Source organism: Pantoea sp. SIMBA_079, from assembly GCF_046940275.1.
GTDB classification, from domain to species: domain Bacteria; phylum Pseudomonadota; class Gammaproteobacteria; order Enterobacterales; family Enterobacteriaceae; genus Pantoea; species Pantoea borealis.
In genome coordinates, this window is the sequence record NZ_JAWRYR010000193.1 from 1 (window position 1) to 279 (window position 279).

Sequence of the window (279 nt, forward strand, 5' to 3'; positions counted from 1 at the left end):
AAGGCGTTATCGCTCCACCGCATCGCGATGGCGCCTTCTTGCTTGCCCCAGTTCGCTTTGGGACGTGACAGGAAAACGCGGCCTGTCTTCCTGGTGCGTGCGGGGTTCACCGGGTCCGACTCCACCTCGGCCTCCATGAACCACCGAACGCGTACCGCGGTGTTCCAAGCCGCTGCGCCGTAATACTCCGCGCCGCTCTTGGGGGTGTGCGCCAGCATCAGCACGGTCAGTTCATGCGTCTGCGCAATCTTCGCCATGCGGTTGGCAAAACGAGTCGCG

Annotated in this window: 1 protein-coding gene; it reads right to left on the minus strand. The window is 63.4% G+C overall.

Annotation, left to right across the window (positions count from 1 at the left end):
• The coding region (locus SB719_RS19670; RefSeq protein ID WP_412159667.1) for a hypothetical protein at positions 1 to 279 on the minus strand (279 nt) is incomplete at both ends.